Genomic DNA, 24,982 nt, shown 5'->3' on the forward strand with positions numbered 1-24,982 from the left:
AAAACTCCGATTGATCCAGTGAGGGTGCACGCATGAGTATGCCCAGTACCGATGTGAAGACCGAACCTCAGCCGCAGGAGCTGGCCGTCAGTGACACCGTCACCACGCAGCTCATTGTGCAGAAGTTCGGCGGCTCCTCGGTGGCCGACGCTGACGGCATCAAGCGGGTTGCGAAGCGAGTCGTAGATGCGCAGAGGGCCGGCAACGAAGTGGTTGTCGTCGTCTCGGCCATGGGCGACACAACCGACGAACTCCTTGACCTCGCCGCGCAGGTCACCGACTCTGCTCCGGCTCGGGAGATGGACATGCTCCTCTCCGCCGGTGAACGCATCTCCATGGCCCTGCTGGCGATGGCCATCAACAAGTTCGGCGCGTCCGCGCAGTCCTTCACCGGTTCCCAGGCGGGCATGATCACCGACGGCATCCACGGCAAAGCCCGGATCATCGACGTCGACCCGCACCGCATCCGGACGGCCCTGGATAAGGGGCACATCGCCATCGTGGCCGGCTTCCAGGGCATGAGCCGCACCACGAACGAGATCACCACCCTGGGCCGCGGAGGTTCGGACACGACGGCGGTGGCCCTCGCCGCCGCCCTCGAGGCCGACGTGTGCGAGATCTACACGGACGTGGACGGCATCTACACCGCTGATCCCCGCGTTGTTCCGTCCGCGCAGAAAATCGACCGCATCTCCAGCGAGGAGATGCTGGAACTGGCCGCCTCCGGCGCCAAGATCCTTCATCTGCGGTGCGTGGAATACGCCCGGCGTTTCGGCGTGCCGCTGCACGTCCGCTCCTCATTCAGCCAGCATGAAGGCACCTGGGTCCTGCCCGGCGCCGATGACAAGATCACGACTCAAGAGGGAGTTGCCTTGGAGCAGCCAATCATCTCCGGCGTTGCACACGACCGCTCGGAAGCGAAGGTCACCGTTGTGGGTGTACCGGACATTCCCGGCAAGGCTGCAGCGATTTTCCAGGTGATCGCCGACGCGCATTCGAACATCGACATGATCGTCCAGAACGTCTCCACGCACGGCACCGGGCGCACGGACATCTCGTTCACCCTTCCCATCGTCGAAGGGGCGGATGCCCTGGCAGCCCTCCGTGCGGCCCAGCCGGAGATCGGCTTCGAGAGCATCGAGTACAACGAGCAGATCGGCAAGCTGTCCCTGATCGGCGCCGGCATGCGTTCACACCCGGGCGTCTCCGCCACGTTCTTCAAGGCACTGTCCGCTGCCGGCATCAACATCAACATGATTTCCACGTCGGAGATCCGCATCTCCGTCGTGACGCACGCAGACCTCCTGGATGACGCTGTCCGCGCCATCCACAAGGCCTTCGATCTGGACAGCGAAGCAGAAGCCACCGTTTACGGCGGCACGGGCCGCTAAACACCGGCGGGAAGCCCTACCTGGTGTCGCTCTTACGGACTGCGTAGTGGTGCCCCTCGGAGTCTGTCTCGACTTCAAACTGGGCCAGATCGTCCTCTGAAGCGTGCTCAAATTCGTCGTGCAGGTGAACCACCGGCATTGTCGGATCGCCCTGCGTGGCAGGGCCGAATATGAACCGCAGCCTGTCGGTTATGTCCATGAAGCCAGCAAGCACATGTGCCACAAGTCCCACCCCCTTCCTTGATCGAAGGCGGAGAGCAACTGCTCTTCCATACTGCCAGTGCCCTTATTTTACGCCGGGACCACGAAAATGGCCCCCGCATAACGGTCGGGGGCAGGCGAAGGGCGCAGGTGATAGGTACCGGATCTAGCGCAGGGACTTGTCGTCCGGGTTGCGCGGCACCACATAGGTGCTGCCGTCCGGGCGCTTCACTGTTTCCCACTGCCGGGTCTCGGCCTCGCGCTGGGCGAGCAGCTTGCGGTTCTCCTCGGTCATGTCATGCCCCAAGGAACTGCGGTTGGCCGGGCCGAAGATCGCCCTGAGCTTGCCGGTCGCGCGCATGAACCTCTGCGATGCGTTCTCTTTCTCCACGGAATCCACCCTCCATCTCAGGACCACTGCCAGAATCAACGATACACTAATCATTAGTGCACTAACTATCGAAGGGATGCCCATGACCGGCCGACCGGAAGCCCACGTCACTTCCTCCGCCACAGGGCCAGCGGCAGGCGCCGAAGCACTCGAGGACGACCTCCTGCTGGAGCGCCAACTGTGCTTCGCGCTGACGGTCGCTTCCCGCAGCGTCGTCGGCGCGTACAAACCGGTGCTGGACAAGCTGGGGCTGACGCATCCCCAGTACCTGGTCATGCTGTGTTTGTGGGAATCCAGTCCCCGCTCGGTCCGTGACATCAGCGATGCGCTGGCCCAGGAGCCCGCCACCATCTCGCCGCTGCTCCGCCGCCTGGAAACGGCCGGACTCATCACCAGGCGCCGCGTGAAAGGAAACGAACGCGCCCTGGCCGTAGCGTTGACCCCCGCCGGAACCGCCCTGCGCCGGCAGGCCACCGAGGTTCCGGGCATCATGATGGCCAGGCTGGGCCTGACCCGGGAACAGGTGGAAAGCCTGCACCGCGCCATGACGGACCTCATCGCCGCCACCGGTTCCGCCCGGAACTAGCGCTTCACCGGCGCCAGCGCCTGCCCAACAGTCAGCGAAACTGCCACACGCACGACGCCGGCCCTCACCACGTGCGGTGAGGGCCGGCGTCGTCCGTTGTTACCCGGATGCCTTGCCGCCCTCCCCGGGCGGCCGCTGGCCGCTACGGCGCCACGGGCCGCACCGCCACCGGAGAGCGGACGCTGTTCTTGGACGAGGTCCATGTCAGCGACCCCATGGAATACGCGTTCAGCGGTGCTCCGGCGGTGGTGAAGGTGACCGTGAAGGTTGCGCTCTCACCTTTAGCCAGGGTCACCTCGGCAGGGCTTACCGTCGCGGTGATGCCGGGAAGCGTGACGGCCGCCCGGTAGGTTCCCGCCGTCAATGCCGTGACTCTGCGGGTGACGGTTTGGCTGCCGGCCAGTGCACCAAGTGCCACTGACGGCACGTTGACATCCTTTGCGGCGATCGGCGCCACACCCAATGCGAATCCCTGCCCTTGGAGGAACCCCATCCAGTCGGCGATCCCAGCGTCGTAGACGAGCCCCGGCGAAGCGAACTTAGCCGGATCCACGTGACCGGCGCCCTGGGCGAAGACGTCGTGCACAGCGGCACCGTTAGCGTTGACCAGGTCGTAGGCGGTGGTCATGATGGCGGACTTTACCGCCATCGGGGACCACTGCGGGTTCTTTCCGAGCAGGAGGGCTCCGGAGCCCGCGATGTGCGGCGCCGCCATGGAGGTGCCGGACAAGAACCCGAAGTCCTCACCCTTGAACCCGACCGGCGAAACGGCCGCGAGCACTGCCACGCCCGGAGCCGTGACGTCCGGCTTCAGCAGGTCGCCGTCGGATGCCAGTGTTGGCCCGCGGGAGGAGAACTCCGCAATCTGGGGCACCGGCGGCAGCTTCGCGCCCGTGGTGTCAGTGGCCTTAAGGCTTGCAGTCAGCCCCGGATTCGCCGTCACCACGTCCTTCACCTTGGGGTCGTCAACGTGAACCGTGGGGACACTGTGCAGGTCCGCGTCCAGTGAGCCCGGAGTAAGGTTGACCAGCACCATGCCCACGCCGCCGGCGCGCTTCACTTCGTCACTCTTGGCGACTCGCGGCACCACACCCCGGTCACAGACCACGATCTTTCCGGCCGCCTTGGCCGGGTCCAGTGTGTCCGGAGCGCAAAGGGCCGCGTTCGCGGCCACGGCAGCGGCCGCCTTCACCGTCACCGCAAGGACGATCGGCTTCGAGTTCACCTCGGAGCCCATCACGCTGGCCCCGGCAAATTTGTCGCCGGTGGAAAGCTCGGCGGTCCCGCGCAGGGAGTTGTCGAACGTGGAGGCCGCAACGCTGGTCAGCCAGGGACCCGCATGGTTCACAGTGCCTGCGCCCGGCCCGGCGTTGCCTGCCGACGTCGCCACGAACACCCCTGCCGCTGCAGCGTTAAGGAAGGCCAGGGACACGGCGTCGATCGTTGAATCATTGTTGCCGGAAATGGAGTAGTTCAGTACGTCGACGCCGTCCAAGACGGCATCCTGGATGGCGTTGAGGATGTCGGATTCCAGGCAGCCAGTTGCCTCCGGGACCGTGCCTTCCCAGCAGACCTTGTACACGGCCAGCTTCGCCGCCGGCGCCACGCCCGAGCTCTTGCCGAAGTCCCGTCCGCCCGCCACCTGGGTGATACCGCTGTTCCCGGCGGCAGTGCTGCCCGTGTGCGAACCGTGGCCGTTGACATCCAGCGGGGAAAACTGTTCCGCCGGCGACCGGAACTCAGGGGGCACCGCGGCCTTGTAGGCCTGGTCGTAGAACCGGGCCCCGAGCACCTTGCTGTTGCACTCGGTGCCGTCGAAGCCGTCACCGCTTACGCAGTTGCCCACGAATGTTCCGCCGTTGGCCTTCCGCATGCCAATGACGTTGCCTTGGAGCCGGAAGGGCTCGCCCACCCCGGGAGTGCCGGAGATCGCCTGCACCTCGTCACCGGCGAAGAACGGGTTGTCCGGGGAGTAGCCGGTGTCCAGCACTCCCACAACCACGCCTTTGCCGGCTTTGCTTGCGCCGCCGAATTGCTTTTTCCAGACACCGTCCCCGCCGGGAAGGCCGAGGAAATCGGTGGTGGAGTAGTCAGGCTTGCGCAGGCTGTCAGGGACCACGGCCAGCACGTTTTTGTCCCCGGCCAGCCCCTGCACCTGTGCCGCCGAGAGTGCGGCGCTGAAGGCGTTGACGGCCAGGGTGAAGCTCCTGTTGATTGTCACGCCCTTCGCAGCGGCCGCCTGCCTCTGCTTGGCCTTGAGGTGCGCGTCGTACTTACGCGAGTTGGGGCCGGAGGGGTTCAGTTTCTTGCCCTTCGGAACGGCCGTGCCAGGAATGCCCGGCACGCCGCCCGAGTAGGTGGCCAGCGGCTTGTCCTTGAGCATCACAATGTAGCGGCCGTCGTCGAACGAGGAGTCGCCGGAGCGGACGGGCGCCAGTGCGGCCGCCTGTCCGGAGGACGGTCCCGGTGCTGCCGCCGTCGGCACGGCGAGGCCCTGGCTGACGACCATTGCAAGTGCGGCGGCCAGTACTGCGGGCAGCCGCCTGCGTAGTCCGGGGCGGGAAGTTTCTGGATGGGGGGTCATGGGGAGATGCCTTCCTTTGTTCTTGGACCTGTAGACCATCGGTCCCACGAACTGGACGCTCTGCCCCCCATGGGCGTCATCACTCTTTGGTTGTAGCCGCGCACCCGTCGATGTCAGAAAGATACCGCGGACGCCGCCAAGAATCGATACCCTTCCGTTAGCAATCGCCGGCGACCGTTACCGGCCCGTTCCGGCGACCGGAAGCCGCCGACGGTAGAATAGGAAAAACTTGAGGAGACCCGGCATGCGCAAGCAACTGATTTCTGTGCTGCTCGCCCTCGGAGCGATGGGCGGCCTAGCCGCCTGCACCCCTGACACCGGAACCGGCCAGCCTTCGCCGACGCCCACCAGCGAATCCCCCGGCACCGGAACGCCGTCACCGGAAGCCACGCCCGGTCCGGGAACGTCCTCCCCCGCCAGCCCGGCTCCGGGCACTACACCGCCCGACGCCGAGACCACCGTTCCCGCTCCGGCGCCACCGAGCGCTGCGCCGCTGCCGTCAGGCCCCGGAACCGGTGACGCCGAGCTTTCCATCACTGTGAAGGCCTCCAAAGACGCAACGGCCGTCAACTACACGCTGGTGTGCAAGGGCGGGGCCCCTGTGGCCGAAAGCGAGCACCCCAAGGCCGCTGCCGCCTGCACGGCACTGAAGAAGAATGCGGCCATCCTGAACCGAATTGCACCAAACAAGGACGTCTCCTGCACACAGCAATTCGGCGGCCCACAGGTTGCCACCGTGACCGGAGTGGTCGACGGCACGCCGGTCGAGACAACGTTCGCCTTGCGGGACGGCTGCGAAATCGGCGCATGGAACGCCGCCCAGGACATCCTGGGTTCCTCCAGTGGGTCTGTATAGCACTGTGGACCTATCTACTGCCGTGGATCTGGCTAATGTTGTGGAGCAGGCCAAGAAACTGCCGGACCCGGCGTTGACGACGCCCGCCCGCCCGCTCGTGCTTCCTCCCGGCGACTGGAGTGCACGTGAAGCCGCCCACGCTGAGCGCGTATCCCGTTACGCCGACCCCTACCTCGCACGCCGGTCAGCTGGCCGCAAGCATCCGGTGGAGGATTTTCTCTTCACCTACTACACGCAAAAGCCCGGCCAGCTCATGCGCTGGCACCCAGGGGACGGCACTGTGCTCACCGGCGCGGAGGCAGCCGCACGCACAGGCTGGAAGTACTACCGCGCAGTCAGCGCCGACGAACTAGCCGCCGCCGGGCTGCCGGCGGGCACCATTGCCGTGACCCTCGACCGAACCTTGTTCCTGGCCGAGCGTCGGGATGCGGTGCTTTTCGCCCAGGTCATCCTGGCGGGCACAGCCGCTCGCCCGGCCCAGTTCGGATGCTTCGGCCTTCATGAGTGGGCCATGGTCTACCGCCAGGAAAAATTCGAACTCCGCCACGAATACCTGACCCTGCGGCTGGGGGCCTCCGGCACCGACAGGGTGGTCGAGGACAACAGGATCCGCTGCTCGCATTTTGACGCCTTCCGGTTCTACACCCCGGACGCTGTGCCGCTGAACCAACTCGAGCCAAGCAGGGAGAACCAGCGGACCATGGAGCAGCCCGGCTGCCTGCACGCGAACATGGATCTATATAAGTGGGCCTACAAGCTCTCACCCGCCCTGCCCAGCGAACTGGTGATGGACTGCTTTGAGCTATCCTGGCGGGTGCGGGCCATGGACATGCAGGCCTCCCCCTACGACCTCACGGAGTGGGGCTACCCGCCGATTCCGATCGAGACGACGGAGGGCAAGGCCGCCTACGTGGAGCACCAGCGGGCTTTCTCCGCCGAGGCCCAGGCGCTCCGGACCCGGCTATTGGCGGAGCTGGCGCCGCTGTTCGCGGCCCTCGGGCCGGAGGCGCGGCAGTGAACAGCACAGAACCGGCTCCCGACTTCGACCTGACCGTCACCCTGACCGAGGCACCCGGCGGTTCTGCCCACGTCTTCACGCTGGTCTGCCACTCCGGCCGGCTCGCCGAATCAACGCTGCCGGACCCGGCAGGGGCGGTTGCCGCCGTCGAACGCTTCGGTGAACGGATCTTCTTTCCCAGGCCTGGCCCGCCCAAACTCTGCACGCAGCAGTACGGCGGTCCGCAGGTGGCAGTCGTGACCGGCCACTTTGGCGGACGCAGCGTCCATTCGCGGTTCTCCCTGACGGACGGCTGCGAGATCGCGCGCTGGCGCGCACTGTCCCCGCTCTTGGGCGGCATTGCCGGCTCTACCGGGGCCATCTGAGCCTGGCACCCTTTGGGGGCCGTGCGGGTGCAGCTGGCCGTGCGTGTGCGGCTGCCGTCTCAGCGACACTGCCGCTTAACGGCAATGGCCGGCGGTGTTAACCGCCGGCCATTGCTGTCAGGAACCCTTGGGGAACCCGGATCCGGGACCTTCCTAGATGGAGTTATCCGGTGTCCGCGTCAGGTCGTCATTGACAACCTTCCCCGTTTCCTTCTTTTTCTTCGGATCTTCCGAAGCCGGCGGAACGGCAGCAGTCCCCGGTGCCACCACCACACTGACGAATGTGGGTGCACTGGCACCGTCGAACGTCACCCGGCCGATGTAAGAACCGGGCGTGAGGTTTTTCCAGGCGAGGGCGAGCTTGCCGGCCTTGCCGTTGGCGAGCCTCAAGGGGTCAGGGGTGACAGTTGCGTTGCCCTCGTTAGCGCCGAGGACCGCAGCATCCACGGATGCCTTGGTTGCCTGGCCGGTGGGGTTGTCGTAGAGGTTCACGAACACTTGGTACGTGCCCACGGCCGGGTTGGGGATGGAAACCGATTCGCTGGCCGCGGCCGTGGCAACAACGATCGCCTGGCCGCTTGGCGTGACCACCACCATGTCGAAGTCGGCACGTTCATCCGCGGAGGTTACGGACAGCCTGGCCAGCGGAACATTGGCCGGGACCTCCACAGTCTTGACGAAGTTCGAGGCATCCGCCGCGTACTTGAACGGCCCGGGAACCAGTTCAATGGCTGAGGAATCCGCCTTGGACAGTCCGTCCAGCGTCACGTTCGTCGGCGAGTTGGAACCCGAGACAATGCTGATGTTTCCGGTCCCGTTGCCTGCCGCAGAGGTGAACGCGACGTTCTTGGGCGCCACGACCGACTGCGGACGGACGGCGATCGGCGAAGCCACGTTCTTGTTGGCGCCCTGCCAGGTGAGCGAACCGGCGACGAACTGCCCCAGCTTTGCGCTCTGGTTTTCGAAGGACACCTTGAACGTGAGCTTTTCGCCGGCCGCGCCGAACGTCAGGATGGACGGGGTCACCGTGACCTTCACTCCCGGCACGCTGGCCTTGGCGCGGTAGACGCCCGGCGTCAGCGCCGTCACCGTGCGGGTGACTTCGATCTTGCCGGCAAGGTTGCCCAGCGAGAAGGAAGGTACGTTCATGTCGCGCGGCCTAGTGGCACCGAGGCCGGGCATGCCCAGGTCCACGCCGGTGCCCTGGATGAACCTCAGGTAGTCATCGCCGTCGGCATCATAGACCAGTCCCGGATCCAGTACCCGGGCGGGATCAACCTGCCCGGCGCCGGTGGCCAACACATCGGTGTTCTTCGTGCCGTCGGCAAGCTTGATATCGCCAGCTGTGGTCATCATGGCCGATTTTACGGCTGCCGGAGACCATGCCGGGTTCTTGCCCAGGATGAGGGCGCCGAAACCGGCCACGTGGGGTGAGGCCATGGACGTGCCGGACATGAATCCGAAGTTATCGCCGCCTGCGCCGATCGGTGAGACACCGGCCAGGACAGCAACGCCGGGCGCTGCGACGTCGGGCTTGAGCAGGTCCGAGTCCGTGGCGATCAGCGGTCCGCGGGAGGAGAAGCCGGCGATCTGCGGCTGCGCCTCGGCCGGCAGTCCCGTGGTGTCCTTGTTGACGAGGGAGACCGTGATGGCCGGGTTTGCCGCCACCTTGGCCTTGATCGTTTCGGTGGCCGGCGGGTTGACGTGGACGGTGGGGACGGAGTGCTTGTCCGCGTCGAGCGACGATGCGGTCACGTTCACCAGGATCATCCCGACGCCGCCGCCGCGCGCCACCTCGGCGCTCTTGGCCACGCGGTCATAGGTGCCGCGGTCACAGACCACCACCTTCCCGGCGATTTTCGACGGGTCCAGCGAGCCCGGGCCGCACAGCCGCGGAGCCGCATCCTGCCCGGAAGCAGCGTCGGCGGCGATCACGACGCCGGCGCCGGCAACCTGGCGGTTCATGATGCTGGCGCCCCGGAACTTGCTGCCGTCGGAGAACTCCACCGTGCCCTGCAGCTCCTGGGAGAAGCTGCTGGCGGCCACGGTGGTGACCCACGGCTCCCCGTGGTTCACCGTGCTGGCTTCGGGGCCGGAGTTACCAGCCGAGGCCGCCACAAAGATCCCCGCGGACGCTGCCGACAGGAACGCCAGGGACACCGGATCCGTGGTGGTGGAGGTGGTTCCGGAGATGGAGTAGTTCAGGACGTCGACACCGTCCAGCACGGCCTGGTCGATCGCGTCGATGGCCGCGGAGGTGTAGCAGCCGCCTGTGCCGGGGTCATTGTCCTCCCAGCAGATCTTGTAGATAGCGAGCTTGGCTGCCGGGGCAATTCCGCTCGTGAGGCCGAAGCTGCGCCCGTCCACGAAGGTTTCCACGTTGGCGTTGCCGGCGGCGGTGCTGGCGGTGTGCGTTCCGTGGCTGCCGACGTCAACGGGGGAAATGAGCTCCTCCGGTGCGCGGTCTTTCTTGGCCACGGTTGCCTCAAAGCCCTCGGAAAAATAGCGGGCGCTCAGGATCTTGGAGTTGCAGGCGCTGCCGTCGAATTTTTCGCCCGCCTGGCATTCACCTTCGAAGGTGCTGCCGTCGGACTTCAGCATGGCGATCTTGCCGTCACCGGTGCGGTAGGGCACGCCGACCTGCGCTTCGCCGGTCAGGGGCTTCACGTCGCTGCCCGCGAAGAACTCGCTGGAGGGGGTGTACCCGGAGTCGATGACGCCCACCACAACACCCTTGCCCGCGCCGTCTTGGCCGCCGAACTTGGTGTTCCACGTTCCGTTGGCTCCGCTGAGCTTCAAGAAGTCGGTGGTGGAATAGTCCGGTGCCCGCTGGGTGTCCGGTGCGACCGCGACAACGGCGGGGTCCTTGGCGAGGCTCACGGCCTGGTCCGCGGTCAGCGTCGCGCTAAAGCCGTTCAGCGCCGCGGTGTAGCGGTGCCGGATCTGCACGTTTTGCTGGCGAGCCACTTCCGTCTGCTTCGCCTCAAGGTGTGCCTGGTACCGCTGCACCTCGGCGCGGTCCGCGTCGAGTTTCCGGCCCGAGCGCGGCTTGGTGGCCTGCAGCCCGTGCGTGCCGCCGTCGTACGTGGCTGCGGGCTTTTCGGCCAGGACCACAATGTAGCGGCCGGCCTGGTAGTCGTTCGGATTGATGGTCTTTTGCTGGGCTGCCGGCGCCGTGCCCTGGATCGGGGCGGCGGTGGCCGGCAAGGCTGCTAATGATGAAAGGAGCAAAGGCAGACCGACACACAGTGCCGCTGCTTTCCGGGCCCCCCGGCTTCGGAAGAAGCTTTTTCCTGCTGATTTCACGAGTGATTTGAACCTTTCATAAGGAACGGCCCCGGCCACGCCGCCGGGCGCAATGGTGTCGTGTCACGTCGCTTGACAGGTTTTGTCAGATCACGCGAACGGCAGCCGATCCCACAGTACCTACTGATAGGTAGTTATGACATAGAACACAAACAGAAATTTTGCGGTTGTCACTCGGAAACAGTTCCCGTTAAAAGCCGCGGCGGGCACCCGCGATGGGCACCCGCCGTCGCCGCATGCGGTGGGTTGCCGCATGCGGTCTTGGGGCAGTCGGTATTGGCGCCGCTGCGGCGCCGCTGTCCGGCCGGTTATTGCCGGGGCGTGCGGACCACGTCACTGATCCACTGGCGTGTCTTCTCGTCCACCGGGCCTGCGACGCGGTTCTGCTTGGCAGCGCGGTCAGCCTTGATCTTCTGGAGGACCATCTTGCCCAGTCCGGCGAATACAGCGGCAGCAACCATCGGCAACAGTACGGATTTCGGTTTCTCAGCCATCCCGCCATCCTACTGACGGCAGGGACGGCGGGCCAGAGCCCGCCGTCGTCCGTCGTGCGCTCCGGCGCCCCCAGCCCCGAATACGGCGTGCAGCGCCGGGGCCGGTAGAATGGGCAAGCAAGCTCGCGGAGCGCTCGTCCATGTTGTGCCATTTGTACCCCCAGGCCACAGAGGAATGGCGTGAGACGGCACCACTCCGCTGCGCCCTTACCCAATGCTCATGCACAGGAGTTACCGGATGCCCCGGATCGTTGTCGACGTCATGCCCAAGCCCGAGATTCTGGACCCGCAGGGGAAGGCCATCGTGGGTGCCCTCCCCCGATTGGGCTTCACCAGCTTTAGCTCTGTCCGCCAGGGCAAGCGTTTCGAACTGACCGTCGACGGCGAGGTGACCGACGCAATCCTGGCCCAGGCCCGCGAAGCCGCGGAGACCCTGCTGTCCAACCCCGTGATCGAGGACGTCGTCAACGTCGAGGTCGTCGAGGCCTGAAATGACTGAACTTCCCCTGATCGGCGAGGCAGTCGCCGTTGCCGCCGAGCCGCGGCTCGCGGGTGCCAAAATCGGCGTCGTAACCTTCCCTGGCACTCTTGATGACCGCGACGCCGCCCGCGCTGTCCGCCTCGCCGGCGGCACGCCCGTGCCGCTGTGGCACGCGGACAACGCACTCGGTGACGTGGACGCCGTCGTCATTCCCGGCGGGTTCTCCTATGGCGACTACCTCCGCGCCGGCGCCATCGCCCGCTTTGCTCCGCTGATGTCCAAGATCATCGACGCCGCCAACTCCGGGGCCAAGCTGCCCGTGCTGGGCATCTGCAACGGCTTCCAGATCCTCACCGAGTCGCACCTGCTGCCCGGCTCCATGATCAAAAACGACCACCTGAAGTTCATGTGCCGCGACCAGGTGCTGCGGGTTGAAAACAACAGCACCGACTGGACCCTCGACTACGAGGCGGGCCAGGAGATCACGGTGCCGCTGAAGAACCAGGACGGCCAATACATCGCGGACGAGAAAACCCTCGACGCCCTCGAGGCCGAAGGCCGCGTCGTGTTCCGCTACGTGGGCTTCAACCCGAACGGCTCACGGCGCGACATCGCCGGCATCTCCAACGCCGCCGGCAACGTGGTGGGCCTCATGCCGCACCCGGAGCACGCGGTGGAGGTGGGCTACGGTCCCGAGTCCCTGGACGGAATCGGCGGATCGGACACCGACGGCCTCGCATTCTTCACCTCTGTCCTGAACAAGATCGTGGGAGCAAACAAATGACGGAGACACCCTCAGTGGCAGCGCCCGTGGACACGGCCCGGAAGTTCAACATCGACACGGTCGAGAACGCCGCCAAGACGCCGGACACCGAACTGCCCTGGGCCGAACTGGGCCTCAAGCAGAACGAGTTCGATGAGGTCGTCAAGGTCCTGGGCCGCCGCCCGACCGGCGCCGAGCTGGCCATGTACTCCGTGATGTGGAGCGAGCACTGCTCCTACAAGTCCTCCAAGAACCACCTGCGCCAGTTCGGCGAAAAGGTGACCGAGGAGATGAAGAAGGACATGCTGGTGGGCATCGGTGAAAACGCCGGCGTCACCAACCTGGGCGACGGCTGGGCCGTGACGTTCAAGATCGAGTCCCACAACTCGCCGTCGTTCGTGGAGCCCTACCAGGGCGCCGCAACCGGCATCGGTGGCATCGTCCGCGACATCATCTCCATGGGCGCCCGCCCGGTGGCCGTGATGGATCCGTTGCGCTTCGGCGCCATTGACCACCCGGACACCGCCCGCGTCATGCACGGTGCCGTTGCCGGCATCGGCGGCTACGGCAACTCCCTGGGCCTGCCCAATATCGGCGGCGAAATGGTCTTCGATTCCGTCTACCAGGGGAACCCGCTGGTCAACGCGCTGGCCGTAGGCGTGATGCGCCACGAGGACATCCGCCTCGCCAACGCCTCCGGCAAGGGCAACAAAGTGGTGCTGTTCGGTGCCCGCACCGGCGGCGACGGCATCGGCGGCGCTTCGGTGCTGGCCTCGGAGTCCTTCGACGACACCAAGCCGTCCAAGCGCCCCGCCGTCCAGGTGGGCGACCCCTTCGCCGAGAAGGTCCTGATCGAGTGCTGCCTCGAGCTCTTCAAGGGCTCCCTGGTTGAGGGGATCCAGGACCTGGGAGCCGCAGGCATCTCCTGCGCCACGTCCGAGCTCGCCTCCAACGGTGACGGCGGCATGGAGGTTGAGCTGACCTCCGTCCTGCTGCGGGACCCCACTCTGACGCCGGGTGAAATCCTGATGTCCGAGTCGCAGGAACGCATGATGGCCGTGGTCACTCCCGAGAACATCGCAGCGTTCGAAGCTGTCATGGACAAGTGGGCCGTGGAGTACTCCTGGCTGGGCGAGGTGACTGACACCGGCCGCCTGATCATCACGTGGGAAGGCGAGGTCATTGTCGACGTCGACCCGCGCACCGTTGCCCACGACGGCCCGGTCTACGACCGCCCGTACGCCCGCCCGGAATGGCAGGACACCGTCCAGGCCGATTCCTTCACGGGTTCCGTGCAGGATGCGGGCCGGCCCTCCGCCCCGGCGGAACTGGCCGCAGCCGTCACCGAGCTCGTTGCCTCGCCGAACATGTGCGACAAGTCCTGGATCACCAACCAGTACGACCGTTACGTGGGCGGTAACACGGCCATGGCATTCCCGGACGATGCCGGAGTGGTCCGCGTGGACCAGGAAAGCGGACTCGGCGTGGCCCTGGCCACCGACGCCAACGGCCGCTACACCTACCTTGACCCGTACCACGGCGCACAGCTGGCGCTGGCTGAGGCCTACCGCAACGTTGCCACCTCCGGCGCCGTGCCGATGGCCGTCAGCGACTGCCTGAACTTCGGCTCCCCCGAGGACCCGGACGTCATGTGGCAGCTGGCCGAGGCCATCCGTGGCCTGTCCGACGCCTGCATGGAGCTGGGCATCCCGGTCACCGGCGGCAACGTCTCGCTGTACAACCAGACCGGCACCACGCCCATCCACCCCTCCCCCGTGGTGGCGGTACTGGGCAAGCTCGACGACGTCGCCCGCCGCACGCCGTCGGGCTGGCGCGAGGACGGCCAGGCCATCTACCTGCTGGGCACCACGGCAGCAGAACTGGACGGCTCGGAATGGTCCAACATGCGCGGACACCTCGGCGGTTTGCCGCCCAAGGTTGACCTCGCCGCCGAACGCGCCCTGGGTGAAATCCTGATCAACGCGTCCCGCGACGGCATGGTCGACTCCGCGCACGACCTCTCCGAAGGCGGCCTCGCGGCTGCCCTCGTGGAGTCCGCGCTGCGCTACGGCGTGGGTGCCCGGATCGCCCTCCAGGATGTCCTGGACCGCGACGGCGTGGACCTGTTCACGGCGTTGTTCTCCGAGACCCAGGGCCGCGCGATCGTTGGCGTCCCGCGCTCCGAGGAGGTCCGCTTCACGGACATGTGCACCGCCCGCGGCTTCGCCCACACCCGCATCGGCGTGGTGGACGCAGCCAGCGGCCAGCTGGAGATCAACGGCGTGGACGCTCTCTCGCTTGATTCACTGCGCGAAGCCCACGAGGCCACGTTGCCGAAGTACTTCGGCTAGTCCCCACCGCCGCCCCAGCCTCGCAAGCTCGGCCAGGGAACCCTGGCGGCGTGGGCCCACCCGCCGCCGCCCCTGAAACCGCGGCGGTTTCGGACCAACGCACCCCGGATCCCGGGGGCGGAAGTCCGAAACCGCCGCGGTTTTCTGCTTTAGTCCTCGCTGTGGAGTTCCCGCTGGCGGGCGCTGAGGAGTTCGAGTTCGGGTCGGTAGGCCACGAAGCGTTCGACGGCGGTGAGCACCTCCACGAGGTGTGCCCGGTCGGCAGCGACCAGTCCGGCCCCCACCTGGGTGCGCCGGTACTGCTCGTGGTCCCCCACCTCCGCCACGGAGACGTCGAAGCGGCGTTTGATCTCCGCCAGCAGCGGCCTGACGACGGAGCGCTTCTCCTTCAGGCTCTGGACGTCCCCCAGCAGAATGTCGAACTCTATCCATCCGATCCACATGGCTTAATCGTATCGGCGGGCTCAGATGGTGAGTTCACCCATCCGGTCCCAGCCCTCGCCGTCGAGCTGGCGGCTGATGATCCGGGGTGTCTCCGCGAGTGCCTGCGGCATGTCCGCCATGGCCTGTTTGAAGTGGGCGCTGTTGACGTGGTCCCCGGCGGCGTCGTCCTTGAACGCTTCCACGAGCACAAACTCATGGGGATCGTCCACGCTGCGGGACCAGTCGAACCAGAGGTTGCCGGGCTCCCGCCGGGTGGCCTCGGTGAAGTCGGCCACGAGGTCGAGCCACCTATCGGACCAGTCGGGCTTGACCTTGAACTTAACGACAATGAAAATCACGGGAGATCGCCTTCCAATCGTGGCTCTGCTGGGTTCAGTCCTTGCACTTCAAAGGGTCAATTCTTCCACCGGCCGTCGCGGCCCGTGCCCTCGGCGCGGACTCAGCACCCTCGACGCCGACTCAGCCGCCTGCCAGGGCATGCTCGCACTCGCCGATCGCTTCCCGGGCGTACTGCTGCTGGGCCGGCGTTCCCACCCGCTCCGCCCACTGTTCGGCCAACTGGAACTCCACCAGGGCCTCCGTCATCCGGCCGGCGCCATGGAGCGTCCAGCCCAGATTGTTGTGCAGCGCCACCATCCAGCGCCTGGCGAAGGCGTCGTGGGCGGTGGAAGCGTACTCCAGCGCGCTCCGGGTCCAGGTTTCCGCATGGGCGGAGTCGGCAATGGCCAGCATGTGCAGCGCGTCCACCGCGAGGAATTCCTCGCCGAGATGGTCACCGAGCTCGGCCGCCTGCTCGAACAGCGGCACGGCCATCGCGGCATGTCCGCTCGAATTCAGGACCCGTCCGCGCTCGAGCAGGATTCGGACGCCGATGGTTGGCTCATCCTCCCCGTCAATCGCATCGAGCAGTGCGTCCGCCTCTTCAAAGCGGCCCTGCAGTCCGATCGCCCGCCCCAGCTGGGTGGCAAGCTCGGCCCTTTCGTCGGCGTCGTACTTCTGGTCGGCCATCGCATCCCGGAAACGCTGCTCGGACAGCTCCGGATCCTCGAAATTCCATAAACGGTCAAGGGTCTTTTGGTCCAGCATGTACCTTCTCCTGATCAGCTTTCACCTGCGGCGAGTTGGCGTGCACCTTGAATGTATCGGGAAGTGATCAGGCTCTGCGCCCGCCTGGCCAGTGCGCCGCCGGCCGCGTAGAACCAATTGGAGTGCCTGCTGAAGGCGGTGATCTTGAGAAACACCCTTTCTTGGGCGTCGATCTCGACCTCGAACGCCTCCTCGCCACGCTCGGGGTGCCCGGGCAGGGTGCCGTACGCGAACCCGGCACTCTGCGGCGCGCCGACCGGCTGCGGCGGGTGGACCCACACCACCTCGCAGGGCGCGTTGATGCGGAACGGACCGACGCCGAATCCGCTCACCACGCGCGCGCCGGGGACCACGACGTCGGACTCGGTGCGGACCCGCAGCCCGGACCGCCGCTGCAGCTCCCAGCCGAGTATCCCCTGCGCCACCCGGCGGTAGACCGCGATGCCCACGCCGAGGTAGGTCTGCGACACGAGTCGATGGAATCCCTCCGGTGACTGGCCATGCTCGGTGAAGCCGACGCCGGGGTAGTTGAGCTCGCCGCGCGCCAGGCGCTTTTCGGTCAACGCTGCCGCCCCGCGCGGGCGGCGTCGACGGGAGGGGAGGAGTCGGAGTCGGAAGAGCCGTCGCCGGATGTCCCGCCGCGGGCGCCTGCCAAACGTGCCCAGCCAAGCTGCTCCTGCTGCTTCCGGGTCAGTGACGCCACAACAAGGTCGTAGGAATCCTCCACCATGTCGCGGATCATGTCGTCCGGCAACGAGCCGTCCAGCCGGACGCCGTTCCAGTGGGTCTTGTTCATGTGCCAGGCGCCGGTAATTTCGGGGTGTGCCGCGCGAAGCTGTTCGGCCAGCGCCGGTTCGCACTTGAGACTCACGGACCAGTCCGCCGGATCCATCGCGGAGGCCGCGAACATTTTGGCTCCCTGCCGGGCGCCTCCGGCCACGGCCGCACGGACCTTGAAGACGGACGTCTCCGGGCCGAAGGGAAAGTCCTCGAAGGCACCCGGGAAGCTGAGGCAGATCTCCCGGAGTTCGGCTGTGTCCATGCAGCGAGCCTACAAAGCCTTCCACGGCGGTGCCAGTCTTCGACTTACGCGGTAGGGCGGCTTGGACGCACTTCCGCCCGGAGCCAGCGGTTGGACGTCCGCGGAACCCATTCCTGGAGCGCTTCGGACGTCCGGTTCAGAGGCCGAAGTGCCAGCCTTCGCGGGCGGGGCACGAGTCCACCACCACATCCAGTCCTGCGGCCTTAGCGCGCTCCACCGCAGCGTCGTCGAAGACGCCCAGCTGCAGCCAAACGGCTTTGGCGCCCACCGCGATGGCCTGATCAATCACCGGCCCCACTTTCTGAGAATTCACAAAGCACTCCACGACGTCAATGGGGTGCTTCTCCGCCGGGATTTCCGCCAGGGAGCGGTATCCCTTCTCCCCGTGGACGTCATCCCCGGGGAGGTTCACCGGGATGATCTCCATGCCCATGCGGTCCCGGACGTACAGGGCGACGTCGTACGCGGAACGCCACTCATTGGTGGTGAGGCCTACGATCGCCCACGTCCCCTTGGTTCGCATGAGGCGTTCAATGACTGCTCGATCGTTAATGTGGGCCATACATCAAGCCTACTCCTGCGGTGATTCGACGCAGTTACCGAAGAAATGAATGAATGGGAGGCCAGCCCTCGCGCCGTGAACGAATATTACGTGCGAAAGTGAGTAAATTTTGTGGAATCGTGCGCCTCGGTTTTAGTGGATAGTGACCATCCCGAGCGGCTGAGAGACCTGGATCGATGAAGCCGCAGCAACCCCGGTGACGTGAGACGACCATTCCCACGGAACTGTTCCTGCTTTAGAGAGGAACGCGAGGGTGCTACTGCCAGGACCGATGGAGTACCACAATGACACCTGAGATTTCTTCTGCCCTGCCCTCGCCTGCCCGGATTTCCACTTTGGAGAAACAGGTAGCCGAACACCCACAAACCACTTCGAACGCGACGGCGATCGAAGCAGGGCTGCGTGACGCGCCCGGCTCCCCTCGCGGCTCTTCGGGATGGTCCTCGACCGAGCCCACCGACGGCGCAGTGCACGGCGCCGCCACTGGCGGGCCGGCGCGTCACAGCAGCACCACCCTTGTGGAGGACGCGCCCTTCGAGGACACTGTCGCCTTCTGGGAAGAACAGGCGCTCCGCCTCGACTGGGAGACCCCGCCGGAGAGCGCAGGCGCCAACGGCGGCAAACCTTGGCACACCGCCCACCGGCGGGTGCCCGCCGACCTTGAGTCCGGCACCGGTCCGGACATCACCTGGTTTGAGGGCGGCAAGCTAAACGTCGCCTACAACTGCGTGGACCGCCACGTGGCGGCCGGCCGCGGTGGCAGGGTCGCGCTGCTTTTCGAGGGCGAGCCTGGTGACCGCCGCAACATCTCCTATGCAGAGCTGCAGCGGGACGTCTCCAAGGCCGCGAATGCCCTCCTGGACCTGGGCATCACCAAAGGCGACCGCGTGGTCATCTACCTCCCGGTCATCCCCGAAACCGTCATCATCACCCTCGCGGTTGCCCGCATCGGCGCCATCCATTCCTTGGTGTTCGGGGGCTTTTCCGCCGAGGCGCTGAAGTTCCGGGTGGAGGACACGGGCGCCAAGCTCCTGGTCACCACGGACGGCCAGTTCCGCCGCGGCGTGGCCGTTCCGGTCAAAGACAACGCCGACGCCGCGGTTGCCGGCGACAACGCGATCGAGCATGTACTGGTGGTCAACCGCACCACCCCCGCGGACCAGTTGGTGACCGTCCCGATGACCGCAGGCCGCGACGTGTGGTGGCATGACGCCGTCGGGCAGGCCGCCGACGTGCACGAGGCGGAGGCGTTCGACGCCGAGACCCCGCTGTTCATCATGTACACCTCCGGGACCACCGGTAAGCCCAAGGGCCTGGTCCACACCTCGGGTGGCTACCTGACGCAGGCGTCGTGGAGCTTCGAGCACCTGTTCAGCAACCCGGACCCCGAGCTCAGGGACCGGGATGTGCACTGGTGCACCGCGGACCTCGCCTGGGTCACCGCCCACACCTATGAGATCTACGGTCCGCTCTCCAACGGCGTCACCCAGGTCATCTTCGAGGGAACCCCCAACACCCCGCACCCGGGCCGGCACTTCGAGATCATCGAACGCTACGGCGTCACGCAGTACTACACGGCGCCCACGCTGGTCCGCTCGCTCATGGGCTGGTTCCCCGACGGCGTCCCCGACACCTACGATCTCTCCTCCATCCGGATGCTCGGCACGGTGGGCGAAGCCGTCAACCCCGAGGCCTGGCGCTGGCTTCGCCGGAACGTCGGAGCCGGCACCGCACCCGTGGTGGACACCTGGTGGCAGTCCGAAACCGGTGCAACCATCCTCTCCCCCGCGCCGACGGACACCGAGTTCAAGCCCGGCTGTGCGGCCCGGCCGTTGCCCGGCGTAAGCACCCGGATCGTGGACGACGCCGGCAATACCGTTCCGCCGGGCGTGCAGGGATTCATCGTGGTTGACACCCCCGGGCCCGCCATCGCGCGCACCGTCTGGGGCAATCCGCAGCGCTACTTCGATTCGTACTGGCGCAAGTACGCCGCCCAGGGCTGGTTCCTTGCGGGCGACGGCGCCAAGTACGACGCCGACGGCGACATCTGGATCCTTGGGCGGGTGGATGACACCCTGAACGTTTCCGGGCACCTGCTCTCCACCATCGAAATCGAATCGGCCCTCGTCTCCCACCCGGACGTGGTGGAGGCCGGAGTCTGTCCGGTGGCGGATCCCAAGACCGGTCACGCGATTGTCGCGTTTGTCGTGCTGAAGGGCGGAGCCTCGGCAAGCTCAACCAGCCACGAACTCCGCAACCACGTCGCGACGGCGATCGGGCCGATCGCGAAGCCGCGCGACGTCGTCGTCGTTCCCGACGTGCCGAAGACGCGCAGCGGCAAGATTATGCGCCGGCTGCTCACCCAGCTTTTCGAGGGAACCGCCCTCGGCGACACCACGTCGCTCCAGAACGAACCGGCAATCGCCGGAATCCAGGACGCACTGCGCGACCACGCCGCAGCCGTCCCGGCATCCCCCCTCAACGGACAGAAGTAAAGGAACAACCATGAACGACATCAGCAACGTTGCCCGTCTTTCCGAGCCGCTCAAGTTCGCCTACTGGGTGCCGAACGTTTCCGGCGGCCTCGTGGTCTCCACCATCGAACAGCGCACCGGCTGGGACTTCGACTACAACAAGAAGCTGGCCCGGATCGCCGAGGACTCGGGCTTCGAATACGCCCTGACGCAGACCCGCTACGCCGCCTCCTACGGTGCCGACAAGCAGCACGAGGCCACGTCCTTCAGTCTGGCGCTGCTGGCGGCGACCGAGCGGCTCAAGGTCATCTCGGCCGTCCACCCCGGCATGTGGCACCCCGGTGTGCTGGCCAAATACATCATCACCGCTGACCACATCTCCAACGGCCGCGCCGCCGTGAACATCGTCTCCGGGTGGCTCAAGAACGAGTTCACCAACTTCGGGCTCGAGTGGCTGGAACACGACGAGCGCTACGTCCGCACCGAGGAATTCATCAAGGTCCTCCGCGGCCTCTGGACCGAGCTGGAATACAGCCAGTCCGGCAAGTACTACAACATCACGGACTTCACCCTGAACCCTGCCCCGGTGGACGTCCCCGGCCGTGCGCACCCGGAGATCTTCTTCGGCGGCAACTCCACCGCGGCCCAGGCCACCGCCGGCCGCGTGGCGGACTGGTACTTTTCCAACGGCAAGGACCTGGAGGGCTTCAAGGAGAACATCGCCGGAGTGGCCGCTTCCGCCGGAGAAAGCGGGCGCGGCGCCGAGGGCGCCCTGCCGGCACCCCGCTTCGGCCTCAACGGCTTCGTCATCGCCCGCGATTCCGAAAAGGAAGCCCGCGACACCCTCCGCGAGATCGTTGAGAAGGCGCACAAGCCTGCCGTCCAGGGCTTCCGCGACGCCGTCCAGGAGGCCGGGCCGTCCACCAAGGACGGCAAGGGCATGTGGGCCGACTCCACGTTCGAGGACCTGGTCCAGTACAACGACGGGTTCAAGACCCAGCTGATCGGCACCCCGGAACAGATCGCGGAACGAATCGTCGAGTACAAGAAGATCGGCGTCAACCTGTTCCTCACCGGCTACCTCCACTTCCAGGAGGAAGTCGCCGCCTTCGGCCAGGACATCCTGCCGATCGTCCGCGAGCTCGAGGCGGACCTCGCCCGCAAGAACGGCGCTGAGCTGGACCTGTCCGGGACGCCGGCGGCTTCGGCAGGTACGGCAGCCTCCACCCCCGGGCTGGTGAACGCGTAATGGCCGACCGCAAGTTCGGCTTCCGCACCCGCGCCCTGCACGCCGGCGGCACCCCCGACGCCGAGCACGGCGCCCGTGCCGTGCCCATTTACCAGACGACGTCCTTCGTGTTCAAGGACACCCAGGACGCGGCCAACCTCTTCGCGCTGCAGAAGTACGGCAACATCTACTCGCGCATCGGCAACCCCACCGTGGCGGCATTTGAGGAGCGCATCGCGTCCCTTGAGGGCGGCATCGGCGCGGTCGCGACGTCGTCGGGCATGGCCGCGGAGTTCATCACTTTTGCCGCGCTCACGCAGGCCGGCGACCACATCGTGGCGGCGTCGCAGCTGTACGGCGGAACGGTCACCCAGCTGGATGTCACCCTGCGCCGTTTCGGCGTGGACACCACTTTCGTTCCCGGCACCGACCCCGCCGACTACGCGGCTGCAGTCCGGGAGAACACCAAGGCGATCTTCGTCGAGGTGGTGGCCAATCCGTCGTCGGAGGTCCAGGACCTGGCGGCCCTGGCGAAGGTGGCGAACGACGCCGGCATTCCGCTCGTCGTCGACGCCACCTTGAGCACGCCGTACCTCGTGCGGCCCATCGAGCACGGCGCTGACATCGTGATCCACTCGGCCACCAAGTTCCTCGGCGGCCACGGCACGACGCTGGGCGGCGTGATCGTGGAGAGCGGCCGGTTCAACTGGGGCAACGGCAAGTTCCCCACCATGACCGAGCCCGTGGCCTCGTACGGCAACGTCTCCTGGTGGGGCAACTTCGGCGAGTACGGCTTCCTGACCAAGCTGCGCTGCGAACAGCTGCGCGACATCGGTCCCGCGCTCTCACCGCAGTCCGCATTCCAGCTGCTGCAGGGCGTGGAGACGCTTCCGCAGCGGCTGGATGAGCACCTGAGGAACGCCCAGGCGGTGGCGGAATGGCTCGAGGCCGATGAGCGCGTTGCCTATGTGAACTTCTCCGGCCTGCCGTCCCATCCGCACTTCGAGCGGGCGCAGAAGTACCTGCCCCTTGGTCCCGGATCGGTGTTCTCCTTCGGCGTGAAGGGCGGCCGTGCGGCCGGCCAGAAGTTCATCGAAGCCCTGCAGCTGGCCTCGCACCTGGCCAACGTGGGCGACTCGCGGACCCTGGTGATCCACCCGGGCTCCACCACCCACCAGCAGCTCAGCCCGGAACAGCTCGAATCCGCCGGCGTCCCCGAGGACCTGGTCCGGATCTCCGTGGGGCTCGAGGACATCGACGACATCCTGTGGGACCTCGACCAGGCCTTGGACGCGGCGTCTCTGGCTTCGCTCCCGGAGAGCGGCGGCTCCACCACCGAAGCCGACGCCTGCACGATTGGAGCACTTTCATGAGCACCACTGAACGCACTTGGGAAGGCCCGACAGCGCCGGAGCGCCTGAACCTGCTCCGGCAGGCGAAGTCCATAGCGATCGTGGGGGCCTCGGACAAGCCGTCCCGGGCCAGCTACTTCGTGGCCACCTACCTTCAGTCGTCCACCCGCTACAAGGTGTACTTCGTGAACCCGGTGGTGAAGGAAATCCTGGGGCAACCCACCTATGCGTCGCTGGCTGACCTGCCGGAGAGCCCGGACATCGTGGACGTGTTCCGCAAGCACGATGACCTGCCCGGTGTCCTGGATGAGGCCATCGCTGCCGGAGCCAAGACGCTGTGGCTGCAGCTGGGTTCGTGGCATGAGGACGTGGCAAAGGAAGCTGAAGCCGCCGGGCTCGACGTCGTGATGGACCGGTGCGTCAAGATCGAACACGCCCGCTTCCACGGCGGCCTTCACCTGGCCGGCTTCGACACCGGCGTGATTTCCTCAAAGCGGCAGGTGCAGGCCTAGGGCAATTGCCCACGCGAAGCTCGGGAGGTGTGCCTCAACGGCAGCTGAGGCTGCCGGAGGCGGGAAAGGAAGTGCCGGGCTGGAACCTGATGGGGGACACATTCCAGCCCGGCCTTTCGCTTACGTAATCGCCGGGACTGCCGTGGAGGTTACGCCATTTCGAAAAAACTTTGAAAACTTTCTTCGCGCTGTTTCCCGGGCACAGGTCGGCTCAGGGCTTTCCGGGAACGGGGTCCGGAACGCCGCGCGGGAGGCTGGAGAGCCACGGAAGTAGGCCTGCAAGAGGCCGTGTGCCGGGGCCGGGGGCTGCCGGGGCGGGCGTTGCCGGCACGGAAGTCGGCGGCGCGAGGGTTGCCGGCACGGGCCTGGGCCGCAGCGTCGCCGGGGGAATTTTGGTTGGTTTCGCTGCATGATCAGATGCAGCATTGCCGGGCAGCAGCCTGGCGGACGCCTGCGTTTGCGGCCGGGCGGACTTCGACGCCGGGGCTGACCTTGACGGTGTGGCAGACGGGGACGGGCTCACTGGCGCTGGTGACAGGGCGGGAGGGACCGAAACGTTAGAGGGCGGCGGACCCGGTGCTGCTTCGGGGGCCGGCACCTGAGCTTGGCTGGCAGGCTCGAGTATCTTCACCACAGCATTGCTGACAGTTACCCGGAAGTTTTCGCCGGAGGCAGCAACGGCGCCGGCTCCCAGGCCCATGGCCCCGACCACGGCGGCGCCGATGACGACGCCCATCCGGCGCTGCCGGGTGCGGCGGCGAAGGTCCAGCCTGGTGACGCCAGGCATCAGCAAGGCCTGGAGGTCCGCACGCGGTTCAGGCGGTCCGTTCAGGGCGAACGCGCGCAAATCTTCCAGCGACCTGCGCAGGTCCGTGTCCTCTTCGAACCCGGAATCCTGGAGGATCGTCTGGATGTCCCCTTCTTCCCGGCCGCTGGGCGAGACACTCATGATGATGTGTAGTCCTTTTCCTTGACGAGTTCGCGCAGGGCAATGAGCCCGCGACGCTGGAGCTGTTTGATCGCGCCCGGGCTCTTGTCCATGATGCCGGCCACCTGTTCGACGGAGAGGTCCGCGACGATCCGCAGTATCAGGACTTCACGCTGCTCGTCGTTGAGCATGGCAAGAGTGGAGGAGATACTGCCGAGCGATCCGAGGACCTCGTCCTCGGCGGAGATTGAATACCGATCGTCGGCCAGGGGGTCATATTCGGTCAGCTGGGGTGTTCGGGCATACCGGCGCCGGTAGTCGACGAGCCGGGCATGGGCCACCGAGAAAATAAATGTCCGCAGGCCCGGGTGGCCGCCTGTAACACTAACGAGCTTGGGCAAAACATCAACGAAGACGTCCTGCGTTAGGGCTTCGGCGTCGTCAACGCCACGGGCCCGGAAATAGCCAAGTACAGCGGGGGAAATTGTGCTGTAGACGGCGCTAAATCCGGAGGGATCGCCGGCCAGCGCGGCTGACAATTCGTCATCGGTCAGCTGAACTGCCAAG

At 66.2% G+C, this 24,982-nt stretch carries 24 protein-coding genes and 1 pseudogene; 12 read left to right on the forward strand and 13 right to left on the reverse strand.

Features of this window, described 5'->3' with window-relative positions:
- Positions 1-32: 32 nt before the first annotated feature.
- The gene (locus tag CXQ90_RS16175; RefSeq protein WP_104140396.1) at positions 33-1,391 is read left to right on the forward strand and encodes an aspartate kinase; all 1,359 of its coding nucleotides are present in this window, start codon (positions 33-35) and stop codon (positions 1,389-1,391) included.
- A 16-nt stretch (positions 1,392-1,407) separates the two neighbouring features.
- Here the strand turns inward: CXQ90_RS16175 and CXQ90_RS16180 are convergent, their stop codons facing one another.
- Entirely contained in the window at positions 1,408-1,614 is a 207-nt protein-coding gene (locus CXQ90_RS16180) for a hypothetical protein (protein WP_104140397.1), read from the reverse strand.
- Positions 1,615-1,758: 144 nt separating this feature from the next.
- The gene (locus tag CXQ90_RS16185; protein WP_104140437.1) at positions 1,759-1,983 is read right to left on the reverse strand and encodes a hypothetical protein; all 225 of its coding nucleotides are present in this window, start codon (positions 1,981-1,983) and stop codon (positions 1,759-1,761) included.
- An 82-nt stretch (positions 1,984-2,065) separates the two neighbouring features.
- On the opposite strand from CXQ90_RS16185, the gene CXQ90_RS16190 reads away from it, so the two are divergent.
- Positions 2,066-2,569: a MarR family winged helix-turn-helix transcriptional regulator gene (locus tag CXQ90_RS16190; RefSeq protein ID WP_104140398.1), complete on the forward strand. Its 504-nt coding sequence runs from the start codon at positions 2,066-2,068 to the stop codon at positions 2,567-2,569.
- A gap of 142 nt (positions 2,570-2,711) precedes the next feature.
- On the opposite strand, the gene CXQ90_RS16195 is transcribed toward CXQ90_RS16190, so the two are convergent.
- Positions 2,712-5,153 (reverse strand): S8 family serine peptidase, encoded by a 2,442-nt coding sequence (locus CXQ90_RS16195; RefSeq protein WP_104140399.1) that lies wholly within the window; start codon positions 5,151-5,153, stop codon positions 2,712-2,714.
- 244 nt (positions 5,154-5,397) lie between these two features.
- Here CXQ90_RS16195 and CXQ90_RS16200 point away from each other — a divergent pair, with 244 nt between their 5' ends.
- The 3 genes from CXQ90_RS16200 to CXQ90_RS16210 all read left to right on the forward strand — a co-directional run bounded on the left by CXQ90_RS16200 (position 5,398) and on the right by CXQ90_RS16210 (position 7,392).
- Complete coding sequence (locus CXQ90_RS16200) at positions 5,398-6,009, forward strand: SSI family serine proteinase inhibitor (protein WP_104140400.1); 612 nt, start codon at positions 5,398-5,400, stop codon at positions 6,007-6,009.
- A gap of 97 nt (positions 6,010-6,106) precedes the next feature.
- Positions 6,107-7,027: a 3-methyladenine DNA glycosylase gene (locus tag CXQ90_RS16205; RefSeq protein ID WP_104140438.1), complete on the forward strand. Its 921-nt coding sequence runs from the start codon at positions 6,107-6,109 to the stop codon at positions 7,025-7,027.
- On the forward strand, positions 7,024-7,392 hold the full coding sequence (locus CXQ90_RS16210) for a serine protease inhibitor (protein ID WP_104140401.1): 369 nt from the start codon (positions 7,024-7,026) through the stop codon (positions 7,390-7,392). The genes CXQ90_RS16205 and CXQ90_RS16210 overlap by 4 nt, the downstream gene beginning before the upstream one ends.
- 153 nt (positions 7,393-7,545) lie before the next feature.
- Here the strand turns inward: CXQ90_RS16210 and CXQ90_RS16215 are convergent, their stop codons facing one another.
- A complete protein-coding gene (locus tag CXQ90_RS16215) occupies positions 7,546-10,641 on the reverse strand; it encodes a S8 family serine peptidase (RefSeq protein ID WP_104140439.1) in 3,096 nt (1,031 codons plus the stop codon).
- Positions 10,642-11,006: 365 nt separating this feature from the next.
- Positions 11,007-11,192 (reverse strand): hypothetical protein, encoded by a 186-nt coding sequence (locus CXQ90_RS16220; RefSeq protein ID WP_104140402.1) that lies wholly within the window; start codon positions 11,190-11,192, stop codon positions 11,007-11,009.
- A gap of 238 nt (positions 11,193-11,430) precedes the next feature.
- Here CXQ90_RS16220 and purS point away from each other — a divergent pair, with 238 nt between their 5' ends.
- Genes purS through purL form a run of 3 tightly spaced genes read left to right on the forward strand, consistent with a single transcriptional unit; the run spans position 11,431 to position 14,787 of the window.
- On the forward strand, positions 11,431-11,682 hold the full coding sequence (gene purS, locus CXQ90_RS16225) for a phosphoribosylformylglycinamidine synthase subunit PurS (RefSeq protein ID WP_056631212.1): 252 nt from the start codon (positions 11,431-11,433) through the stop codon (positions 11,680-11,682).
- Position 11,683: 1 nt separating this feature from the next.
- On the forward strand, positions 11,684-12,457 hold the full coding sequence (gene purQ / locus CXQ90_RS16230; protein ID WP_104140403.1) for a phosphoribosylformylglycinamidine synthase subunit PurQ: 774 nt from the start codon (positions 11,684-11,686) through the stop codon (positions 12,455-12,457).
- Positions 12,454-14,787, forward strand: coding sequence for a phosphoribosylformylglycinamidine synthase subunit PurL (gene purL, locus CXQ90_RS16235; RefSeq protein ID WP_104140404.1), 2,334 nt, complete (start codon positions 12,454-12,456; stop codon positions 14,785-14,787). Before purQ ends, purL begins: the two co-directional genes overlap by 4 nt.
- Before the next feature lie 149 nt (positions 14,788-14,936).
- Here purL and CXQ90_RS16240 read toward each other — a convergent pair whose 3' ends face one another.
- The 6 genes and pseudogenes from CXQ90_RS16240 to CXQ90_RS16265 form a co-directional block, all read right to left on the reverse strand.
- Positions 14,937-15,230, reverse strand: coding sequence for a DUF503 domain-containing protein (locus CXQ90_RS16240; RefSeq protein WP_104140405.1), 294 nt, complete (start codon positions 15,228-15,230; stop codon positions 14,937-14,939).
- A gap of 21 nt (positions 15,231-15,251) precedes the next feature.
- Positions 15,252-15,569, reverse strand: a complete 318-nt coding sequence (locus tag CXQ90_RS16245; protein WP_104140406.1) for a putative quinol monooxygenase — start codon at positions 15,567-15,569, stop codon at positions 15,252-15,254.
- 121 nt (positions 15,570-15,690) lie between these two features.
- Positions 15,691-16,317, reverse strand: a complete 627-nt coding sequence (locus CXQ90_RS16250) for a hypothetical protein (protein ID WP_104140407.1) — start codon at positions 16,315-16,317, stop codon at positions 15,691-15,693.
- 14 nt (positions 16,318-16,331) lie between these two features.
- Positions 16,332-16,880 (reverse strand): DUF1990 family protein, encoded by a 549-nt coding sequence (locus CXQ90_RS16255; protein WP_104140408.1) that lies wholly within the window; start codon positions 16,878-16,880, stop codon positions 16,332-16,334.
- An 86-nt stretch (positions 16,881-16,966) separates the two neighbouring features.
- Positions 16,967-17,359, reverse strand: a pseudogene (locus CXQ90_RS16260) (MmcQ/YjbR family DNA-binding protein); the annotation flags it as partial.
- Between the two features lie 136 nt (positions 17,360-17,495).
- Positions 17,496-17,921, reverse strand: coding sequence for a CoA-binding protein (locus CXQ90_RS16265; RefSeq protein ID WP_104140409.1), 426 nt, complete (start codon positions 17,919-17,921; stop codon positions 17,496-17,498).
- Between the two features lie 284 nt (positions 17,922-18,205).
- Here CXQ90_RS16265 and acs point away from each other — a divergent pair, with 284 nt between their 5' ends.
- Genes acs through CXQ90_RS16285 form a run of 4 tightly spaced genes read left to right on the forward strand, consistent with a single transcriptional unit; the run spans position 18,206 to position 23,487 of the window.
- On the forward strand, positions 18,206-20,416 hold the full coding sequence (gene acs, locus CXQ90_RS16270; RefSeq protein ID WP_258064559.1) for an acetate--CoA ligase: 2,211 nt from the start codon (positions 18,206-18,208) through the stop codon (positions 20,414-20,416).
- 10 nt (positions 20,417-20,426) lie between these two features.
- Positions 20,427-21,644 (forward strand): dimethylsulfone monooxygenase SfnG, encoded by a 1,218-nt coding sequence (gene sfnG / locus CXQ90_RS16275; protein WP_104140411.1) that lies wholly within the window; start codon positions 20,427-20,429, stop codon positions 21,642-21,644.
- Positions 21,644-22,996, forward strand: a complete 1,353-nt coding sequence (locus CXQ90_RS16280; RefSeq protein ID WP_104140412.1) for an O-acetylhomoserine aminocarboxypropyltransferase/cysteine synthase family protein — start codon at positions 21,644-21,646, stop codon at positions 22,994-22,996. Before sfnG ends, CXQ90_RS16280 begins: the two co-directional genes overlap by 1 nt.
- Positions 22,993-23,487: a CoA-binding protein gene (locus CXQ90_RS16285; protein ID WP_104140413.1), complete on the forward strand. Its 495-nt coding sequence runs from the start codon at positions 22,993-22,995 to the stop codon at positions 23,485-23,487. The genes CXQ90_RS16280 and CXQ90_RS16285 overlap by 4 nt, the downstream gene beginning before the upstream one ends.
- Before the next feature lie 211 nt (positions 23,488-23,698).
- Here CXQ90_RS16285 and CXQ90_RS22450 read toward each other — a convergent pair whose 3' ends face one another.
- Both CXQ90_RS22450 and CXQ90_RS16300 read right to left on the reverse strand, forming a co-directional pair.
- The gene (locus tag CXQ90_RS22450; RefSeq protein WP_181038588.1) at positions 23,699-24,436 is read right to left on the reverse strand and encodes a hypothetical protein; all 738 of its coding nucleotides are present in this window, start codon (positions 24,434-24,436) and stop codon (positions 23,699-23,701) included.
- Positions 24,433-24,981 (reverse strand): RNA polymerase sigma factor, encoded by a 549-nt coding sequence (locus CXQ90_RS16300; protein ID WP_104140415.1) that lies wholly within the window; start codon positions 24,979-24,981, stop codon positions 24,433-24,435. The genes CXQ90_RS22450 and CXQ90_RS16300 overlap by 4 nt, the downstream gene beginning before the upstream one ends.
- Position 24,982 lies beyond the last annotated feature (1 nt).

Source organism: Arthrobacter sp. ZGTC131, from assembly GCF_002929275.1.
Lineage (GTDB): Bacteria > Actinomycetota > Actinomycetes > Actinomycetales > Micrococcaceae > Arthrobacter.

Bases quoted from the DNA above. Each gene is read 5' to 3' on its own strand.
- CXQ90_RS16175 (WP_104140396.1), top strand. From the start codon at position 33: ATGAGTATGCCCAGTACCGATGTGAAGACCGAACCTCAGCCGCAGGAG.
- CXQ90_RS16190 (WP_104140398.1), top strand. From the start codon at position 2,066: ATGACCGGCCGACCGGAAGCCCACGTCACTTCCTCCGCCACAGGGCCA.
- CXQ90_RS16195 (WP_104140399.1), bottom strand. From the start codon at position 5,153: ATGACCCCCCATCCAGAAACTTCCCGCCCCGGACTACGCAGGCGGCTG.
- CXQ90_RS16200 (WP_104140400.1), top strand. From the start codon at position 5,398: ATGCGCAAGCAACTGATTTCTGTGCTGCTCGCCCTCGGAGCGATGGGC.
- CXQ90_RS16220 (WP_104140402.1), bottom strand. From the start codon at position 11,192: ATGGCTGAGAAACCGAAATCCGTACTGTTGCCGATGGTTGCTGCCGCT.
- purS (WP_056631212.1), top strand. From the start codon at position 11,431: ATGCCCCGGATCGTTGTCGACGTCATGCCCAAGCCCGAGATTCTGGAC.
- purQ (WP_104140403.1), top strand. From the start codon at position 11,684: ATGACTGAACTTCCCCTGATCGGCGAGGCAGTCGCCGTTGCCGCCGAG.
- purL (WP_104140404.1), top strand. From the start codon at position 12,454: ATGACGGAGACACCCTCAGTGGCAGCGCCCGTGGACACGGCCCGGAAG.
- CXQ90_RS16240 (WP_104140405.1), bottom strand. From the start codon at position 15,230: ATGTGGATCGGATGGATAGAGTTCGACATTCTGCTGGGGGACGTCCAG.
- CXQ90_RS16250 (WP_104140407.1), bottom strand. From the start codon at position 16,317: ATGCTGGACCAAAAGACCCTTGACCGTTTATGGAATTTCGAGGATCCG.
- CXQ90_RS16265 (WP_104140409.1), bottom strand. From the start codon at position 17,921: ATGGCCCACATTAACGATCGAGCAGTCATTGAACGCCTCATGCGAACC.
- acs (WP_258064559.1), top strand. From the start codon at position 18,206: ATGACACCTGAGATTTCTTCTGCCCTGCCCTCGCCTGCCCGGATTTCC.
- sfnG (WP_104140411.1), top strand. From the start codon at position 20,427: ATGAACGACATCAGCAACGTTGCCCGTCTTTCCGAGCCGCTCAAGTTC.
- CXQ90_RS16280 (WP_104140412.1), top strand. From the start codon at position 21,644: ATGGCCGACCGCAAGTTCGGCTTCCGCACCCGCGCCCTGCACGCCGGC.
- CXQ90_RS16285 (WP_104140413.1), top strand. From the start codon at position 22,993: ATGAGCACCACTGAACGCACTTGGGAAGGCCCGACAGCGCCGGAGCGC.
- CXQ90_RS22450 (WP_181038588.1), bottom strand. From the start codon at position 24,436: ATGAGTGTCTCGCCCAGCGGCCGGGAAGAAGGGGACATCCAGACGATC.